16 protein-coding genes and 2 pseudogenes are annotated in these 18,162 nt (G+C 37.8%); 13 read left to right on the forward strand and 5 right to left on the reverse strand.

The genetic code is table 11. The features are described 5' to 3' along the window. Positions 1–269: 269 nt before the first annotated feature. Together DKK79_RS11715 and DKK79_RS11720 are read right to left on the reverse strand one after the other, a co-directional pair. Positions 270–1,703 (reverse strand): hypothetical protein, encoded by a 1,434-nt coding sequence (locus DKK79_RS11715; RefSeq protein ID WP_146212028.1) that lies wholly within the window; start codon positions 1,701–1,703, stop codon positions 270–272. Positions 1,704–2,183: 480 nt separating this feature from the next. Beyond that, positions 2,184–3,158 carry an ornithine cyclodeaminase family protein gene (locus tag DKK79_RS11720; RefSeq protein ID WP_110424244.1) on the reverse strand — a complete coding sequence of 325 codons (975 nt, stop codon included), beginning with the start codon at positions 3,156–3,158 and terminating at the stop codon, positions 2,184–2,186. 200 nt (positions 3,159–3,358) lie between these two features. On the opposite strand from DKK79_RS11720, the gene aas reads away from it, so the two are divergent. From aas to DKK79_RS11780, 13 genes and pseudogenes are all read left to right on the forward strand, one after another. Further along, the gene (aas, locus tag DKK79_RS11725) at positions 3,359–5,506 is read left to right on the forward strand and encodes a bifunctional acyl-ACP--phospholipid O-acyltransferase/long-chain-fatty-acid--ACP ligase (RefSeq protein WP_110424245.1); all 2,148 of its coding nucleotides are present in this window, start codon (positions 3,359–3,361) and stop codon (positions 5,504–5,506) included. A 15-nt stretch (positions 5,507–5,521) separates the two neighbouring features. Beyond that, a complete protein-coding gene (gene lplT, locus DKK79_RS11730) occupies positions 5,522–6,709 on the forward strand; it encodes a lysophospholipid transporter LplT (RefSeq protein ID WP_110424246.1) in 1,188 nt (395 codons plus the stop codon). Next, on the forward strand, positions 6,696–7,607 hold the full coding sequence (gene murQ / locus DKK79_RS11735) for an N-acetylmuramic acid 6-phosphate etherase (protein WP_110424247.1): 912 nt from the start codon (positions 6,696–6,698) through the stop codon (positions 7,605–7,607). Before lplT ends, murQ begins: the two co-directional genes overlap by 14 nt. Positions 7,608–7,821: 214 nt before the next feature. Next, positions 7,822–8,194 (forward strand): annotated as a pseudogene (locus tag DKK79_RS14995) (PTS sugar transporter subunit IIA); the annotation flags it as partial. Between the two features lie 44 nt (positions 8,195–8,238). After that, positions 8,239–8,796: pseudogene (locus DKK79_RS15000) on the forward strand (PTS system mannose/fructose/N-acetylgalactosamine-transporter subunit IIB); the annotation flags it as partial. Between the two features lie 21 nt (positions 8,797–8,817). Further along, positions 8,818–9,618 (forward strand): PTS mannose/fructose/sorbose transporter subunit IIC, encoded by an 801-nt coding sequence (locus DKK79_RS11745; RefSeq protein ID WP_110424249.1) that lies wholly within the window; start codon positions 8,818–8,820, stop codon positions 9,616–9,618. Between the two features lie 16 nt (positions 9,619–9,634). After that, positions 9,635–10,546 (forward strand): PTS system mannose/fructose/sorbose family transporter subunit IID, encoded by a 912-nt coding sequence (locus DKK79_RS11750; protein WP_110424250.1) that lies wholly within the window; start codon positions 9,635–9,637, stop codon positions 10,544–10,546. A 150-nt stretch (positions 10,547–10,696) separates the two neighbouring features. Next, positions 10,697–11,065: a DUF956 family protein gene (locus tag DKK79_RS11755; RefSeq protein WP_110424251.1), complete on the forward strand. Its 369-nt coding sequence runs from the start codon at positions 10,697–10,699 to the stop codon at positions 11,063–11,065. A gap of 259 nt (positions 11,066–11,324) precedes the next feature. Next, on the forward strand, positions 11,325–11,573 hold the full coding sequence (gene rpsP / locus DKK79_RS11760) for a 30S ribosomal protein S16 (RefSeq protein ID WP_034900786.1): 249 nt from the start codon (positions 11,325–11,327) through the stop codon (positions 11,571–11,573). 19 nt (positions 11,574–11,592) lie between these two features. Next, positions 11,593–12,123: a ribosome maturation factor RimM gene (rimM, locus tag DKK79_RS11765; protein ID WP_110424252.1), complete on the forward strand. Its 531-nt coding sequence runs from the start codon at positions 11,593–11,595 to the stop codon at positions 12,121–12,123. Between the two features lie 16 nt (positions 12,124–12,139). Beyond that, positions 12,140–12,892 (forward strand): tRNA (guanosine(37)-N1)-methyltransferase TrmD, encoded by a 753-nt coding sequence (gene trmD, locus DKK79_RS11770; protein ID WP_110424253.1) that lies wholly within the window; start codon positions 12,140–12,142, stop codon positions 12,890–12,892. Positions 12,893–12,923: 31 nt separating this feature from the next. Beyond that, positions 12,924–13,274, forward strand: coding sequence for a 50S ribosomal protein L19 (gene rplS / locus DKK79_RS11775; protein WP_025314641.1), 351 nt, complete (start codon positions 12,924–12,926; stop codon positions 13,272–13,274). A 154-nt stretch (positions 13,275–13,428) separates the two neighbouring features. After that, a complete protein-coding gene (locus DKK79_RS11780; protein WP_065577645.1) occupies positions 13,429–14,034 on the forward strand; it encodes a MarC family protein in 606 nt (201 codons plus the stop codon). A 110-nt stretch (positions 14,035–14,144) separates the two neighbouring features. On the opposite strand, the gene DKK79_RS11785 is transcribed toward DKK79_RS11780, so the two are convergent. From DKK79_RS11785 to DKK79_RS11795, 3 genes are read right to left on the reverse strand one after another with little or no spacing between them, the layout of a single operon-like run. Next, positions 14,145–15,542, reverse strand: coding sequence for an amino acid permease (locus tag DKK79_RS11785; RefSeq protein WP_220019257.1), 1,398 nt, complete (start codon positions 15,540–15,542; stop codon positions 14,145–14,147). Between the two features lie 54 nt (positions 15,543–15,596). Next, the gene (locus DKK79_RS11790; protein ID WP_110424254.1) at positions 15,597–16,703 is read right to left on the reverse strand and encodes an alanine/ornithine racemase family PLP-dependent enzyme; all 1,107 of its coding nucleotides are present in this window, start codon (positions 16,701–16,703) and stop codon (positions 15,597–15,599) included. A gap of 21 nt (positions 16,704–16,724) precedes the next feature. Then, the gene (locus tag DKK79_RS11795) at positions 16,725–18,137 is read right to left on the reverse strand and encodes an APC family permease (RefSeq protein ID WP_110424255.1); all 1,413 of its coding nucleotides are present in this window, start codon (positions 18,135–18,137) and stop codon (positions 16,725–16,727) included. Between the last annotated feature and the right edge of the window lie 25 nt (positions 18,138–18,162).

Here is an 18,162-nt window from a genome sequence, read left to right on the forward strand (position 1 = left end):
ACGAGCAATAAAAAATTATTGTTAACTACCCTCATTTTATACTTTATAAAGTAGGTTATCTTTTCGTAAAAATAATTAAGGAGTTCATAGCATTTTATAATATTTATTCTGAATTAATAGAGAGTTACAACATAAAACTCAGCATGCCTATTTTCACACAATATCGCGTTCAAGTTCGCTAAAGTTTTCCACTTGATTGTAAAAGAAAAAGTAACGAATCAATAACGAATTGTTATTTTCTATTTTAATTGCTCTACTAAAAATAAAAGCTAAGGCACCACGCAAAGCCCTCTTCCTTCATAGTCTGGCCGACCCCAACCGATATGACCATGAGACGAATGAACGATGTACGGATCGCCATCTGTTGGGTGATGATCACTTGTCCAGTAGCCATCTCGACCATAAAAGCCAAAGCTAGCATCAGAATAGTAATACATATCACCCCACTCAGAAAAGAATCCTGCATCAATTCTACGTTGGTAATAATTATTAGGTGACGGATAAATAGCACCAACATTTGCACCTTCACACCAATGGCCTGAATTTATACCTTGACAAGATGCGTTAGTTAAATCCTTTACCATCGGCAAACGGTAATTTATATTTTCACACCATTTTTCTGTATCAATATAGTTATAGTACTTTCCCTCTTTATTTCCACGGTTGACAAACCACTGCTTTAATTTAAATCCATACTTGATAATAGCATTACCATTGTCATCTTTACCAACCAACTCAAATGTTTGCGGTAAATTAGGTCTAAGTATTTTTATTTCATTTGCTATTTCATTGGGCCTATCTGAATTCCATTGTTGTTTCGATGCAACAGGGCCTGTTAGTGTAACTTTAACACGGTTACCAGTAGAGTTTGCATCAATCGTAGCTGTAATACCATTATGCTCAACCGGTTCCCACTTTAAAGAACCACTACCAGCTATCTCTAAATCAAAATATAAATGGTCAGCCCCCGTAGACGGAAAGTTTAAATAATAAAAAGGTGAATTACTAGACTGAGGAATAAAGCCCTTATTTTCATTCCACATGCTAATAGGGCCTCGAAAATCGACACCGTGAGCCCACGAATCTGGTTCATTATTTTTACCATATTTTAGATTAGGTTTAACAAAGCAAACCTTTGGTAAAGCCTTAGGATTAATATAATAAGTGGCAGTACTTGCATTAAAATTTGAACTTTTTGGAAACCCATAACGGGTAGTTAAAGCACCTCCAGAACTATTCAATGTCAATTTATAGGGCGCGTTACATATATCCAATCTTGCGTTACGGGCGACCGCTTGGTTATTATTATCAACGATGGTTAAACTTAAGCTACCATTGGCCGAAACACCATCACTACCTTGACCGTCACCATCATCGTCCCCCCAATAAAAGTAAGGTGCGCCAATAAGTAAATTTAACTCGATTGAATTAGTATTAATGGGGATAAACATCTCAACATTAGCTAACGTTTCACCTAAATTAGGTAATTCGATTGGATTTGATTGCGTTGAATTATTTGTTGCCGGCGTGAATCGAGTTCCATTGGATAAGCTTATCCCAAGCAAACCATCAGTATCCATTACTCGAGTATGACCACCATCTAAGGTTAAATACGGCGCATGACCATAAATAAAATTGCTAGTTACCGACGTTAAAGCTTGACAGGGATTGATAGCCTGCATCAGCAAAATAGATAATATCACTAAAAAGATCGGCCACCCTTTAAAGGAGCGACCAAAATAGCTTAGTAAAGAACTTATGATTTTATGACAATAAAAATTAACCTGAAAGACTAAACCTCGAGGGTTAAAATTAGATGAATTGAGATCTAAAGTTGGGCAGATTGGGTGTTGGGTGTTGGGTGTTGAAAATTATAATGCATTCCGACATTCCTGTCAATTAATATTTTGTTTTATTTGAATTTATCTTAACTTAACCGATTATTTAATAATCAATTCAATAAGAGTAGAATTATAATGTGTTGAAAAAACTACGCAACTTATTTTAATCATTTTAATTGTTAACTTTTGTAAATACTCTTGCAGATTTTCACTTTGAAATAATGAGAAAAAATAACAATTTTTAAGGTATAAATAACCTAATAAATATTGATTTAGATTAGAAGAATTTTGATGCCCCCCTTTCCGCTACTTTTTAGGTAAGGGGGGTTTTTGACGGAAAAATTAGATATTCGTTCCAAAGCCCTTTTGTTTGGCTTTCTGATAAATATCATAACCAACATAGACATCTAAAACAGCCGTTCCTACCGTTTTAAATAAAGTGATTTGCTGATCATTTTGCCGACATTTTTGTGGATCGCTAACTAAATCACCCAACTCATAAAAATCTTGTTGTGTGACTAACTGTTGATTAATTGGATCGATAATATCACCCGCTTCAGCAAATACGCCATCTTTAGTATCAAGCACGCGAATATCAGCGTTTTTAACAATATTACTTGGAATTTCATGCATTTCTGGCGTGTAAGCTCCTACACCATTGATATGGGTTCCCGGCTTAACCAGATTGCCATTAAAGGTAACAACTTTTGATGTGGTGACCGAGGTAATAATATCGGCTTGGTGAATATCTTCATCCAAATTATGAGAAAAATAGAGGTTAACAGAAAAATGGGCGAAGCGTTTTTTCATCTCTTCGACAAACGCCTTGCCTTTACTAGTATCAAGCCCATAGATCGCCACATCGGTTAATTGACGCACAGTTAACATCGCTTCTAATTGGGAAGCAGCCTGACCACCAGTACCAATTAATACTGCTCGTTTAGCCTCTTTTTTGGCTAATAAATCCGTTGCAGCACCTTGTACCGCACCGGTTCGCAATTGGGTAACAAATGTGCCATCTAATATCGCACAAACTTCGCCCGTTTGAGGATCAATCATAAATACTTGCGCCGGAACCGATGGTTTTCCCAATTTGGGATTATCAGGAAAAACCGAGACAATTTTTAATCCAACAACATCGTTTTCTTTAATATGGGCAGGCATAAATAGACATTGTCCTTTTTGCATATCAAAGTTGATACGTAGAGGGACTTCACTATTACCTTGAGTATAAATTTTTAGTGCTTGCTTATCGGCGGCGATGGCATCTTGCATGCTATAGAATTGTTGAATATCATGGGCAGTTAAAATTAGCATTTTTATTCCTTACTGTTATTTAACATTTATTTTACTTTTTTGTTATCTGATGTCTATTATTTAATCTTTTACAGCAAAATTTAAAATACAACTTATTGTTTATTAATGATATGAATGAAATGAATTTTGCTTTCTTGTATATTTAATTTATTTTCACTATTATTACATTGTGCAATATTGCACGGAAATTGAGAAATCAGATGTTATTTAAAATATTAAAATTTTTTTTAAAGATTTTATTTCATGTTAAGATTCATGGAGATCTTAATAATTTAAAACAAGACAGATTACTTATCACTCCTAATCATGTTTCCTTTCTAGACGGCGTTTTAATTGGCGTATTTTTACCGGTAAAACCAGTATTTGCTATCTATGCAGGTTATATTAATCACTGGTTAGTACGTTTCGCCAAACGTTATGTTGATTTTGTGCCAATGGATCCATTAAGTCCAATGGCGATTAAAAAGTTAGTCCGTGAAATTGAAAAAGGACGACCTATTGTTATTTTTCCGGAAGGTCGAATTACCATAACCGGATCATTAATGAAAATTTATGATGGCGCAGCATTTGTTGCTGCGCGCTCTCAGGCGACCATTGTACCGGTTTGGATAGAAGGTGCCGAATTTACCTTAACTAGCCGATTAAAAGGCTTATTTAAACGTCGACTATTTCCGAAAATTACTATCCATGTGCTGGATCCAAAATCAATTCCAATGCCTGATTCACCAAAAGCAAGTGAACGAAGATATATTGCTGGTGAAAAATTACATCAAATTATGATGAATGCCAGAATGGCAAGTCGACCAAAGCTGACTCTTTTTGAAGCTTTGCTCGAAGCCCAAGTTCGCTATGGGGTAAAATCGCGAATGGTTCAAGATCCAACCTCTCATGAGGCCTCCTATCGGAACCTACTTAAGCAGATCATTGGCGTTAGTTGCATTATTGCTAAAATTACCAAACCAAAAGAGCGGGTTGGCTTATTGCTACCAAATGCAACGATCACAGTTGCGACTATTTTCGGTTTATCGGTTAAAAATCGTATTCCCGCTATGCTTAACTATACTGCGGGGACAAAAGGGGTAACTTGTGCAGTTACAGCAGCAGAAATTAAAACGATCATAACTTCACGTAAATTTATTCAAAAAGGTAAACTTGATTATCTATTAGAAGAAATTAAGGATGTCAATTGGTACTTCCTTGAGGATTTGCGTGGCAGTTTGAACTTTTTTGATAAACTATACGTCGCAGTGCATCAATATATTCCTCGGTTAGTTAAACGTCCACAATCAAGTGAAGATGAAGCTTTAGTGTTATTCACTTCAGGATCGGAAGGCAATCCAAAAGGCGTTGTGCATAGTCATGGTAGTTTATTGGCAAATGTCGAACAAATTCGAACCGTTATCGACCCAACACCTGCTGACCGTTTTATGTCCGCATTACCACTTTTTCATGCCTTTGGTATTACGGCTGGTTTATTTTTACCGTTATTTTCCGGCAGTCGAACTTTTTTATATCCGAACCCATTACATTATCGTATGGTGCCTGAAATCATTTATGACCAAAACTGTACCGTGTTGTTTGGCACACCAACTTTTTTAGCCAACTATGCCCGCTATGCTCACCCTTATGATTTTATGCGCTTACGCTATGTGGTTGCCGGTGCTGAAAAACTGTCTGATGCAGTGCGTGAGCAGTGGAAAGATAAATACGGTATCCGAATTTTAGAAGGTTATGGCGTAACCGAGTGTGCACCAGTTGTTGCCCTTAATGTGCCAATGGCATTTAAAGCAGGAACCGTTGGTCGTTTATTACCGGGAATGGAATCGAGATTAATACCTGTTCCAGGCATTACCAATGGTGGTGAATTACAGCTTAAAGGGCCTAACGTGATGAAAGGTTACTTACGCGTTGAAAAACCAGGTGTACTTGAAGCTCCGGTTGCCATCGATGAAAACGGTAATGCAGATAAAGGTTGGTATGATACTGGCGATATCGTTGCGATTGATAAAGATGAATTTTTAACAATTAAAGGACGCTTAAAACGCTTCGCCAAAATTGCTGGTGAAATGGTCTCACTTGAAAGTGTTGAAGCATTGGCTAAAAAAGTCGATCCTGATGCGATGCATGGTGCAACAGTAAAGGCTGACGCAGCCAAAGGTGAAGCACTGGTACTATTTACGACTTCGACTAAATTAACTCGTGAACAGCTTAATCAAGCAGCGCAAGATTTAGGCATTCCTGCCTTAGCCATCCCTCGGGATATTCGCTTGGTTAAAGAGTTGCCATTACTTGGTACAGGTAAAATCGATTTTATTACCTTACGCAAAATGGCTGATGAAACGCAATAGCCGCAAGGATAGGATATGAGTAAACAACCTCTTATAACGGTTGGCATGGCTGCAACCATGCTAGCCCAATTTTTTTCGGCTTTTGCAGATAATGCGATTTTTTTTGCAATCCTTGCTTTTATTAAACAGCTCAATTATCCAGAATGGAGCCAATCAGCATTACAAATCGGTTTTGTTATCCCATTTATCCTTCTTTCGCCTTTTGTTGGGCAATTTGCCGACAGTATGTCGAAAGGCAAAGCGATGATGATTTCTAATGGGGTAAAATTATTAGGTGCCGCCATCATCTGCCTAAATATCAACCCATTTTTAGGTTATTTCCTAGTTGGTGTGGGAGCAGCTGGCTACTCGCCGGCAAAATATGGTATTTTAGGTGAGCTGACGTCTGGTGATAATCTAGTTAAAGCTAATGGCTTAATTGAAGCATCTACCATTGCTGCTATTTTGCTGGGCTCACTTGCTGGTGGCCATATTGCTGATTTAGATATTACATTAGCGTTACTTACTTGTGTGCTAATGTATGGGCTAGCGGTGATAGCAAACATTTTTATTCCCAAACTACCTGCTGCTCGACAAGATATTGAGTGGAAGTTTATGAGTATGATAAAAGATTTTGCTAAAACCTTTAAAATCATCTTCAACAATAAACAAGCACTTTATACTTTACTCGGCACTAGCCTATTTTGGGGAGCTGGCATTACCTTGCGTTTTTTATTAATTAGCTGGGTGCCAGTTGTTTTAGGTATTACTGACAATTCAACACCAACTAATTTAAATGCGGTTGTGGCAATAGGTATTGTTGTTGGAGCAGGACTTGCTAGTGCGACGGTGTCAATATCCAATACACTTCGCTGTATTCCTGCTGGAATATTAATGGGATTGGCGGTCATCGCATTTACGCTGCAAAGCAATATGATTAGTTCTTATATATTATTAGTGATTATTGGTGCGTTAGGCGGTTATTTTTTAGTCCCACTCAATGCATTAATTCAAAAAATAGGTAAAGAGCTTATCGGTGCAGGTAGTGTTATTTCGATACAGAACTTAAGCGAGTATAGTGCAATGATGGTTATGCTCAGTGCTTATACATTAGCGGTCGCTTGTGAATTATCAGTCATTACAATTGGTGTCGGTTTTGGTATGCTATTTGCTATTATTATCGCGTTTGTATGGTTAGGATTAAAATCACATGCCAAACATTAATTTATCAGTAATGATTACTGAGAATCGCAACAGTGCGAGCGAAAACATAGATTGCGCTTCAACACTGGAAATTCTGCAAATTATCAATAATGAAGATAAAAAAGTAGCCATCGCGGTTGAAAAACAACTAACCAATATAGCCAAAGCAGTGGATGAAATTAGTCACGCCTTATTAAATCGAGGTCGATTAATTTACCTTGGTGCCGGCACCTCAGGGCGCTTGGGGATTTTAGATGCCAGCGAGTGTCCACCTACTTATGGAACAGCCCCTGAACAAGTGGTTGGATTAATCGCTGGTGGGCACTCGGCCATATTTAAAGCGGTTGAAAACGCAGAAGATTCACCTGAATTAGCGGTTAATGATCTAAAAAACATTAATTTTAGTGAACAAGATATCTTAGTGGGAATCGCCGCAAGTGGACGCACACCTTATGTTATCGGTGGCATGCAATATGCCAAATCACTTGATGCAACAGTAATTAGTTTATGCTGCAATGCCAATGCACCTATGATTAATTTGGCCAATATAGCTATTACCCCTATCGTTGGAGCAGAAGTCGTTACCGGTTCATCAAGAATGAAAGCCGGTACGGCACAAAAATTGGTACTTAATATGCTAACCACCGCTAGCATGATTAAAATCGGCAAAGTTTATGGTAATTTAATGGTTGATGTTAAAGCATCTAATGCTAAGCTAATTGAACGGCAAATATCCATTGTCATGCAAGCCACCGATTGCAGCCGTGATACAGCTATCACAACCTTAAACCAATGTAACCAACATTGTAAAACAGCTATTTTAATGATCCTAGCCGGATTAACAGCTCAGCAAGCGAAAACAGTACTAGAACAAAATAATGGTTTTATCCGTACAGCATTGAAACAAAACAATAAATAAATTAATAATTTATTCTCTAATTTATAAATAATCTTTATTGGCATCAGACAACTTGTATGATAAAGAAAGATTATTTAATAAATTTAGCAAAATTTTTTATTAAATTTTGATGAAGATCGAATTTATAAATCATATTGTTAATTAAAATAAAAAAATGTAGATTGATTTTATTAACTTTATATTAGCTATAATATAAAAAACTAGGAGGTACGTTATGGTTGGAATAATCCTGGCAACTCATGGTGAGTTTGCTGAAGGTATTTTACAATCAGGGACGATGATATTTGGAGAGCAAGAGAATGTTAAAGCCGTTACTTTGCATCCAAGTGATAGTCCTGAAAGTTTAAAAGAAAGGATGCTATCAGCAATTGCTACTTTCGATAACCAAAATGAAATACTGTTTTTAGTTGATTTATGGGGTGGAACGCCATTTAATCAAGCTAATACACTTTGTGGCGATAATTCCAATTGGGCTATCGTTGCCGGTTTGAATCTTCCCATGTTGATCGAAGCTTATTCATCACGTTTATCGATGGATACCGCCAAAGAAGTGGCTGCCGCCATTATCGAATCAGCCCAAGATGGTATTCGAACAACAGTTGAAGTGGCAGCTAAACCAACACCAAACAACCAACAGTCAGGTGCGATCCCTGAAGGTACCGTAATAGGTGATGGTAAGTTGAAAATTGTATTAGCGCGCGTCGACTCTCGCTTGTTACACGGACAGGTAGCAACCGCTTGGACTAAAACCACTAACCCTAATCGTATTATCGTGGTTTCAGACTCAGTTGCCAAAGATGAGCTAAGAAAAAAACTGATTGAAGAAGCTGCACCTCCAGGAGTTAAAGCTAATGTCGTGCCAATTAAAAAAATTATCGAAGTTGCGCATGATCCTCGTTTTGGTAACACTAAAGCTTTATTACTTTTCGAAACCCCAGAAGATGTACTTCGTGCTGTCGAAGGTGGTGTTGATATTCAAACATTAAATGTTGGTTCCATGGCTCACTCTACTGGCAAGGTAATGGTCAATAAAGTGCTGTCTATGAGCACTGAAGATGTTGATACATTCGAAAAATTAAAAGCGAAAAATGTGAAATTTGACGTTCGCAAAGTACCTAATGATTCTAGCGATAATATGGATGAATTATTAAAGAAAGCGAAACAAGAATTAGCCGGACAGAAAAATTAGTTTAATTAAGAGGTTATTATTATGACTTTATCGATTATTGCTATCATTTTAGTGATAGTTGTTGCGTTCCTAGCGGGGATGGAAGGTATTTTGGATCAATTCCAGTTCCATCAACCATTAGTTGCTTGTTCATTAATTGGTCTTGTAACAGGAAATCTAGAAGCGGGTGTTATGTTAGGTGGCTCATTACAGATGATAGCACTAGGGTGGGCCAATATTGGTGCCGCCGTTGCTCCTGATGCCGCACTTGCTGCCGTTGCTTCGTCAATTATTTTAGTCCTTGGTGGACAAGGTGAAGCGGGGGTAATGACAGCTATCGCTATTGCTATCCCACTTGCGGTTGCTGGTCTATTTTTAACGATGATCGTACGAACTATTGCCGTGCCATTAGTGCATTTAATGGACGCCGCAGCAGAACAAGGTAATATTCGTAGAATCGAATTGTTGCAAATATTAGGGGTTTGTTTACAAGGTTTACGTATCGCAATCCCAGCAGCAGCACTATTGTTTATTCCTGCCGATGCAGTTAAGGAAGCGTTAAACTCAATGCCTGAATGGTTAACAACGGGTATGGCTATTGGTGGCGGTATGGTGGTTGCTGTTGGTTATGCGATGGTAATCAATATGATGGCAAACCGCGAAGTTTGGCCATTTTTCATTATCGGTTTTGTCGTTGCCGCGATATCACAATTAACCTTGATTGCACTAGGTGCGCTAGGTATTGCTTTAGCACTGATTTATCTAAATCTTTCTGAACGTGGCAATTCATCAAATGGTGGTGATAAAGGCGATCCACTTGATGATATTTTGAATGATTACTAAGAACTTGGAGAAGAAAATGACAGATAAAATTCATTTAAGCAAAAAAGACCGTTTAGCGGTAGCTTGGCGTTCAACTTTCCTTCAAGGTTCTTGGAACTACGAACGTATGCAAAATGGTGGTTGGGCCTATTCAATGATTCCGGCTATCAAAAAATTATATACCACAAAAGAAGATCGTTCAGCCGCGCTTAAACGCCATTTAGAATTTTTTAATACTCACCCTTATTTAGCATCACCGGTGCTTGGTGTGACTTTAGCCCTTGAAGAAGAACGTGCTAATGGTGCGCCAGTTGATGATGTCGCTATTCAAGGGGTTAAAGTGGGGATGATGGGACCTTTAGCAGGGGTTGGTGATCCAGTATTCTGGTTTACGGTTCGTCCTATGCTTGGTGCTTTAGGTGCTTCACTTGCCTTAAGTGGTAATCCTTTAGGACCAATTTTATTCTTCTTACTTTGGAATATTATTCGTTGCTCCTTTATGTGGCTTACTCAAGAATTTGGTTACCGTACCGGTTCGAAAATTACCGATAATTTAGGTGGTGGTTTACTGCAAAAAATCACTAAAGGTGCATCTATCTTAGGGATGTTTGTCCTGGCAGCTTTGGTACAAAGGTGGGTATCGATAAAATTCCAACCTGTTGTATCAACAGTAAAATTAGATAATGGTGCATTTATTGATTGGAATTCACTACCCGCCGGTGCTGAAGGTATTCACCAAGCATTGATCCAAATGCAAAGTGGACTTGCGCTTAGCCAAGAAAAAGTAACTACCTTACAAAATAACTTAGATCAGTTAATTCCTGGACTGGTGCCATTACTATTAACTTTCTTATGTATGTGGTTACTTCGTAAAAAAGTATCCCCTATTTTAATTATTCTTGGACTATTCTTAGTCGGTATTATTGGTCACCTTGTTGGTCTTTTATAACATCAACAATGTTAACTAAAAAAGTTGAGGAGCGCACTTTTTAAGTAAAAATTGTGCTTTTCTCAAACATTACTCACCCTTTTCACCATCAATAACGGGAAAAGGGTGAAATAACTAACTCAAATTAGCATAATGGAAACAAGTAATTAAATGGTGCAATCATTAAATACCAAAATAGATTTAACAGTTAAAGCGACTGCATTTTCAGGATTTTCAGAATATGGCGACATTATGATTGGCGATAAAGCATTTGAATTCTATCATCAACGTGATCCACGCAAATATATTCAAATTCCTTGGGAAGAAGTCGATTATGTTATCGCCTCGGTATTTTTTAAAGGTAAGTGGATATCTCGATACTCCATACAAACCAAAAAAGATGGAACATTTGCTTTTGCCTCCAAAGAGCCAAAGAAAGTATTAAGAGCAATACGAGTCTATGTTGATAGCCAAAAAATGGTCAAATCATTAGGATTTTTCGACGTCTTAATTCGTGCTTTTCGACGTAAAAAGTCCTAAAAATAAACCATCTATTAGACAGCAATATCTCAGTAAACCAAGCCAACTATTATCAATTAAGCGAATTGTCTGCAATACGCTTGGTTAACCAGATGAATTTATGTTCATTTATGGTTAAACTTGCGGATAACCGCTACTACCACGCTTCTACACACTCAATCAGTCATTGCACTTTTTGCTAGAAAGAGTATAATTCTGGGGCTTTGATTTTGTCCATGTTGGGCAAAAGAAAGATTATTTTTTAATTTAAGAGGATGTTATGGTAACTATTCGTTTAGCTCGTGGTGGCTCTAAAAAGCGCCCTTTTTATCAAGTAGTTGTCACTGATAGCCGTAACCCACGTGATGGTCGTTTTATTGAGCGCGTTGGCTTTTTTAATCCAATTGCACAAGGTAAAGCAGAAGAATTACGTTTAGATCTTGATCGCGTAAATCATTGGGTTGGTTTAGGTGCAACAGTTTCTGATCGTGTTAATGCATTGATCAAACAAGCACAAAAAGCTGCTTAATTAAGTAATAGTAACTGTGATGATGAAAACTGAGAATCTAATTGTTGTTGGTAAACTTGGTTCAAGCTACGGCATTCGTGGATGGCTCAGAATTTTTTCGTTTACAGAACTTCCAGATAGTATTTTTGATTACAAACCTTGGTATATCCAGCGTGCTGGTAAATGGCAAGAAGTAATTGTAGAGAGCTTTAAACCGCATAATCAGGATATGATTGTCAAACTCAAAGGCGTTGATGATCGCGACCAAGCTAATGCGTTAACCAATGCTGAAGTATTTGTTGATGCAGAGAAATTGCCTGAATTAAATCAAGGTGATTTTTATTGGAAAGATCTCATTGGCTGTCGAGTAAAAACAGTTAATGGTTATGACTTAGGTCAGGTAACTGATTTAATGGAAACCGGTTCTAATGATGTGTTGGTCGTTAAGGCAAATCTAAAAGATGCATTTGGAGCAACAGAACGTTTAATCCCTTTTGTTGAAGAACAATTTATTAAACAAGTTGATTTAACAACAAAAATGATTGTGGTCGATTGGGATCCCGCTTTTTAATTGGTAAGGTAAGAATATGTGGATTGGCGTAATTAGCCTTTTTCCCGAAATGTTCCAAGCTATTACCTGTTATGGCGTAACTGGTCGAGCTGTTAAACATGGGCTGTTAACCGTAGATTATTGGAACCCGCGCGATTTTGCACATGATAAGCATAAGACTGTCGATGATAGGCCTTATGGTGGTGGTCCCGGCATGTTAATGATGGTGCAACCACTTAGAGATGCAATTCATGCAGCAAAGGTAGTAGCAGGTGAAGATACCAAAGTAATCTATCTTTCCCCACAAGGGCGCAAATTAAACCAACAAGGTGTTTGCGAGTTGTCACAATATCAAAAGTTGATTTTGATTTGTGGTCGATACGAAGGTATAGATGAACGCGTTATCCAAACCGAAATTGATGAAGAATGGTCAATTGGGGATTACGTGTTAAGTGGCGGTGAATTACCGGCAATGACAATGATTGATGCATTAGCCAGATTTATTCCGGGTGTATTAAATCATGAATCATCAGCAGAAGAAGACTCTTTTGCCAACGGCTTACTTGATTGCCCACACTATACTCGACCTGAGGTGTTAGATGGAATGGCGGTGCCTGACGTGTTAATGTCTGGTCACCATGAAGCGATTCGTCGTTGGCGATTAAAACAATCACTAGGACGAACTTGGTTGAGAAGAGAAGATCTTCTTGAAAATCTAGCTCTGACTGATGAAGAGCAACGTTTACTCACTGAATTCCAGCGTGAATATCGTGATGAACAGAGCCATTAATATTTCAGTATAACTAGTAAGAGACAAAATTATGAAAAATGCAATTATTCAGCAATTAGAACAAGAACAAATGAAAAAAGACATCCCGTCTTTTCGCCCGGGTGATACGGTAGAAGTTAAAGTATGGGTTGTTGAAGGTAACAAAAAACGTCTTCAAGCATATGAAGGTGTTGTTGTAGCAATTCGTAATCGTGGTTTACATTCTGCATTTACAGTACGTAAAATTTCGAATGGCGAAGGTGTTGAACGAGTATTCCAAACTCACTCACCAATTGTTGATTCAATTACTGTGAAACGTCGTGGTCAAGTACGTCAAGCTAAACTTTACTACTTACGCGAACTTCGTGGTAAAGCAGCGCGTATCAAAGAGCGCCTTAACTAATTCAAATTGGTTAATATTTAATATACACATTAAAATATATCCAATTAAATATGGTCACCTTTATGGTGACCGTTTTTATGGATATTATAGTTCATTCCCGCCAACAATCGTTGACACATTTCAAGCAATATCTAGTAATAAAAAAGGTAACACTATGGACAACTATCTTGTTGAGATTCTTGCCACCACAACCAAGTTATTTGCATTGATGACGCCACCAGCTGTACTAAGTGCATTTTTAAGTGGTACTAAGCAGTATGATGAACCACAACGCCGTAAAACGGCACTTAAAACATCGTGTGCGGTATTTATTATTGGTATTGTGCTATTCTTTTTTGGTAATGCGATGTTCAGCGTGTTTGGTTTTACACTCGACGCATTTAGAATTGGCTCGGGAGCATTACTGTTTATTACCGCGGTGACATTAATGAATGATTCGCCTGAAAAAAATAAAATTCATAGTGATGATGATGATATTAGTGTCGTGCCATTAGCAATACCGCTATGTATGGGGCCGGCATCCATCGGTACCATCATTGTTATGGGGACGAGTTCAGTTGGTATTATGCAAAATCTGATTGGCGCGCTTTCGTTATTGATTGCCTCAAGTGGTATTTACGCCATGTTACTATGTGCTAAAAGCATTGCTAAAGTGTTAAAAAATACCGGTATTGCCATTTTGTCAAAACTCACCGGATTATTAATATCAGCGATTGCGGCACAAGTTGTTTTTACAGGCGTTGCTGCATTCCTAAAATAAGTCAGGCTAGCCCTCTTTCAGATAGAAATAAAGATAGAGAAAGTTATCACTGATAGTATGTAATCACCTTTAATTGAGAGTTTAGGTGATTACATAAATAAAGAATAAGATTAATTTAATTTATTAGTTAAATGTCGTTTTTTAAAAAAGTAGTATGAAACTAAGATAACAAAAATTAAAAGCACTTCTGATAATAAAATAAAATGCCCTGACTCCCCAAACCATACGCCAACAATAATAATAATGTTAACGGTAATGGAGATCATCGCTAACCAAGGAAATAGCGGTGATTTAAATTTAATCATATCTTTACTGTACTTACCTTGATTCACACCTTTGCGAAATTGGTACTGACACCAAGCAATAATTATCCACGCAAAACAACCAACTTGTCCGGTACTTGCCACTAAATAGAGATATAATTTTTCAGCCGCGATATATTTCGAAAATAGTGAAACTAAGGCAATAATGGCAATAAATAATATTCCTTTGGTTGGCACGCCGCGTTTATTCACTTTTGAAAAAGATTTTGGCGCTAAGTTATCCTGAGCCATCGACCATAGCATTCGTGAACTGGCATAAACCGCCGAATTAGCAGCCGAAATCGCCGCGCAAAAGATAACAAACAGCATCGCATAGGAAGCAAAGTTAATTCCCGCTTTATTAAATACCCAAACAAATGGGCTAATTTCATCATGTGTTGTACCATAAGGATAAATCAGTGCTAATACGGCTATCGCTAACACATAAAACAAGATGATACGAAACGCCACACCAGTAATAATTTTCGGTAATACCGTTTGTGGTGATTGCGCTTCACCGGCAGCACTACCGATTAATTCGACTCCCTGAAATGAATAGGTAACAATCGTCATACAGACAAAGATGGATAAAAAGCCATTAGGGAACCAACCTTGATCGGTTTTAAAGGTAGGTAACTCATGCGTTTGATTATATTGTTGATAAAGTAGATATATACCAACTGCAATAAACGCAATAATAGCTAATACTTTAATCGTTGAAAACCAGTATTCACTTTCACCAAAAGCACGAACCGAAGTTAAATGAACACAAGTGATAACAGTTAGAATAATTAGACTGAGAATGTAGATAGGAATAGAGGAAAAAACTTGATGAGCAATCATAGAAGCTGCAGTTAAGTCCGCCGCCATAGACAGCACCCAGCTTAACCAATATAACCAGCCAATAGTATAACTCCAGATAGGATGAGGAATAAACATTAATGCATAATGTTGAAAAGAACCCGCATGCGGGAATGCACAAGAAAGTTCACCTAAGCAAAGCATGGTTGACAGCATAATACTGCCGGCAAGTAGATAAGCGATAATGGTCCCTAAAGGTCCAACCGTGCTAAGTGGTGCTGCAATACCAATAAATAATCCGGTACCAATTGAGCCACCTAAGGAAATCATCAATAAATGACGATTTTTTAAGTTTTTCTTTAAGGTACTGGGATAAGGACTTTCTTGAGATTCTGATGTTGCCATATAAACCGCCTAGTAATCAATAATAGCTGCTGGTTGCCCAGCAGCTGATACATATTAATAAACAAACCGTTTTTCTACACCGTTGGTTTGGCAAGCCATAAGAAGGGCTGTGTAATCAAGTTCAAAGCCAATCATATCGCCAACACGTAATGTTTCAGAAACATCTTCGATATCAACAATAGTATGATCGCTAGTTTGACCCAATACCGTAATGTTATCATTAATCGGTATACAGCTTTCTGCTGGCACATCTTGACGGCCAAAAGCAAGAAGTGCTCGTTTGCGAGTACCATGATCAACAAAAGTTTTGCTGTTCAAAAAGGCATCAACACCTAACTCACCGACCGGAACCGTTGGTTTACTGTTAAGCTCAATAATTTGTGCATATAATTTATACATGTCACTACAAGCTTTTTCGACAGGTTTGTTTGAGTGATGAAATTCATCAAGATATTTCATATCTACATACTCAATCCCAAACTCATGTAAACCACCAATTCGGATGTGATTAAGTCCTTCTGGCCAGATCCCTTTATCAAGCAGATGATAACTTGTACAGTTACCAGCTGATAGATACTTGATCTTGATATTACAAGCTTGCTCTACTTTACGCGCTATATGTAAAAAGTCCACACCATTTTTAACAGTTGGTAGAACCGTACCATAGCAGTTAAAGTTAGTCCCTAGCCCATACAGCTCAACACCCGGTAGAGAAAGGATAAATTTGACTGTCTCGATAATATCATCGACATGTTCAAACCAAATACCTTCACGCAAATCCCCCATATCCACCATTAATAGGACTTGATGGACTTTTTGCTGTTTGACCGCTTCATCAGAAAGTGCTTGGATAACTTGTTTTTCACTGTTCAAGCTAATATCAGCATATTTCACTACTTCGCTAATCTCGCTTAAGCAAGGACTACGTAGTAAACAAGTTTTACAATTTAAAGCATCTTTAAGTTTCTTCAAATTGTAGGTTCTTGATTCGGCGATAACATCAATACCGCCATCAAGTACTGCTTTGGCGGTCTCCACACAACCGTCAAAGACTTTATTTACTGCCATTACTTCAATGCCGTGTTTAGCCAGTAGCTCTTTTTCAACACGAGCATTGTCTTTTAATTTACCTAAATCAATTTCCAATATAGGTTTGTACATAAAATTACTCCTCTATATATCTTATTGTTGTTGCAAGCGATTACGTTTTTGTGCGCGATGGTATATCCATTCAGCTAACACAATTGCAAGCACTGCACCACCAACAATTTTCGCGATGTACTCAACATATCCACCCATATCAATTTGTGCTGGTGGAATAAACACTAAGATCACCGCAAATAGCGTAGATAAGAAGCCTAAACCTGGTAAAACAATTGGTAATACTTTACCTGGTATCTTAAAGCTACGTGGTACATCTGGTTGAGTGATACGTAAGCGATAGTAAGCAATAAACATCACTAAATAAGGAATAAAGTAACAAATGGTTGTTAATGCAGTTAACATCCAATATGCAGCAGCAATACTTGGTGATACGAATGTTGAGAAACAAAGTACCGTTACAATGATTGCTTGGATAACTAAAGCAAATGCTGGTGTTTGATATACCGGATGTAAACGACCAATACGTTCGCCAAGTAAATTATCTTCTTTTGATGCTTCTTGTAACATATAGATAGGACCAACTAACCATGAGTTAATTTGACCCAATGCACCAAAGAATAAACAGATTGCCATTACAGGTAATAACCAAGGCATATGTAACTCTTGAGCGGCAGCTTCCATCGCTTGCATTACACCGGCAACAATATCGGTATCAGCAGCAGGTAATAAGGTGTTAATTGCCCAAGTACCGATCATATAGATACCCACAATAACAATTGCAGATACTGCCATTGCTTTAGGGAAGTCACGTTGTGGATCACGAGTACGACCAGCAATCATTGGTGCAACTTCAAGTCCAGCAAAAGCGAACATCATGCTTGATAAAAATACAATAGTATCCCAGCTGCTTAAATCCGGAATCCAATCACTAACATGGCTATAATCAGTTGCCATTGGGTGACCAGTCATTAACCAGACAATAGCTAATAACACGATAATACCAGCAGGAATAAATACCCCTAACCATGCACTAACACTGTTAATGATTTTAGTCCATTTCATCCCTTTGATATTCATTAATGTTAAGATCCAGAATACCACCATGGAGCCAACACCAATAAACACCTGATTTTGCGCTAATTCAGGACTAAACATGTAACCAATTGCCGTAAAGCCAAATTGCAACATTAATGGGAAGAAAAGTACGCATGAGAATAGGAAACAAACGACCACTATCCAGCCAACTCGTTTACCAAACGCTTCTTTTACCCAAACAAATATCCCACCATCTTTTGGCCAACCAGTAGAAAGTTCACCACAAACCATAGCTAATGGGAAAAACAGACAAAATGCAGCAAGTAGCCAAAGGACCATTGCTGACGCTCCATAAGGAGCAACATTAGGAATTTGACGTAAACTTAGTATGGCAATAACATTCATAAACACAATGTCTTTAATACCAAGTAAACTTGAATCTTTAGAATCACTCATAAAATAACCTCACATTATAATATCT

This window comes from Gilliamella apicola, from assembly GCF_003202915.1.
GTDB classification, from domain to species: Bacteria; Pseudomonadota; Gammaproteobacteria; order Enterobacterales; family Orbaceae; genus Gilliamella; species Gilliamella apicola_Q.

Bases quoted from the DNA above. Each gene is read 5' to 3' on its own strand.
- DKK79_RS11745 (WP_110424249.1), top strand. From the start codon at position 8,818: ATGACTTTATCGATTATTGCTATCATTTTAGTGATAGTTGTTGCGTTC.
- murQ (WP_110424247.1), top strand. From the start codon at position 6,696: ATGCCAAACATTAATTTATCAGTAATGATTACTGAGAATCGCAACAGT.
- DKK79_RS11780 (WP_065577645.1), top strand. From the start codon at position 13,429: ATGGACAACTATCTTGTTGAGATTCTTGCCACCACAACCAAGTTATTT.
- rimM (WP_110424252.1), top strand. From the start codon at position 11,593: ATGATGAAAACTGAGAATCTAATTGTTGTTGGTAAACTTGGTTCAAGC.
- DKK79_RS11785 (WP_220019257.1), bottom strand. From the start codon at position 15,542: ATGGCAACATCAGAATCTCAAGAAAGTCCTTATCCCAGTACCTTAAAG.
- aas (WP_110424245.1), top strand. From the start codon at position 3,359: ATGTTATTTAAAATATTAAAATTTTTTTTAAAGATTTTATTTCATGTT.
- DKK79_RS11755 (WP_110424251.1), top strand. From the start codon at position 10,697: ATGGTGCAATCATTAAATACCAAAATAGATTTAACAGTTAAAGCGACT.
- DKK79_RS11795 (WP_110424255.1), bottom strand. From the start codon at position 18,137: ATGAGTGATTCTAAAGATTCAAGTTTACTTGGTATTAAAGACATTGTG.
- DKK79_RS11750 (WP_110424250.1), top strand. From the start codon at position 9,635: ATGACAGATAAAATTCATTTAAGCAAAAAAGACCGTTTAGCGGTAGCT.
- lplT (WP_110424246.1), top strand. From the start codon at position 5,522: ATGAGTAAACAACCTCTTATAACGGTTGGCATGGCTGCAACCATGCTA.
- DKK79_RS11790 (WP_110424254.1), bottom strand. From the start codon at position 16,703: ATGTACAAACCTATATTGGAAATTGATTTAGGTAAATTAAAAGACAAT.
- trmD (WP_110424253.1), top strand. From the start codon at position 12,140: ATGTGGATTGGCGTAATTAGCCTTTTTCCCGAAATGTTCCAAGCTATT.
- rpsP (WP_034900786.1), top strand. From the start codon at position 11,325: ATGGTAACTATTCGTTTAGCTCGTGGTGGCTCTAAAAAGCGCCCTTTT.
- DKK79_RS11720 (WP_110424244.1), bottom strand. From the start codon at position 3,158: ATGCTAATTTTAACTGCCCATGATATTCAACAATTCTATAGCATGCAA.
- rplS (WP_025314641.1), top strand. From the start codon at position 12,924: ATGAAAAATGCAATTATTCAGCAATTAGAACAAGAACAAATGAAAAAA.